General features: G+C 50.5%; 1 protein-coding gene. It reads left to right on the top strand.

What is annotated here, in order from left to right:
* Positions 1-281: glycine--tRNA ligase subunit beta (locus CWB98_RS23560; RefSeq protein ID WP_138546982.1), on the top strand; the 281-nt coding region annotated here is incomplete at both ends.

Raw genomic sequence — 281 nt, 5'->3', positions numbered from 1 at the left:
CCTGGTCAGGCGGTACAAGAGCTGATTGTAGACGCCGTAGCTAAGGCATTAACTAAACTACCTATCCCTAAACCTATGCGTTGGGGAGCTAACAAGACTCAGTTTATTCGCCCGGTACACACCGCGACCATTTTCTACGGTGCAAGCTTAGTTCAAGGTGAAATTCTTGGTAAAGCGATCGGTAACGAGCTTCAGGGGCATCGCTTCCATCACCCAGAGAAAGTCGCGATTCATCACGCCGATGAGGCGCTAGTTAAGCTGAAGGAAGCCTACGTTGTCGC

The sequence above is a fragment of the Pseudoalteromonas rubra genome, assembly GCF_005887115.1.
Lineage (GTDB): Bacteria > Pseudomonadota > Gammaproteobacteria > Enterobacterales > Alteromonadaceae > Pseudoalteromonas > Pseudoalteromonas rubra_F.
The sequence above is the reverse complement of the archived record's forward strand: the minus strand, read 5'-3'. Positions and strand labels throughout refer to the sequence as shown.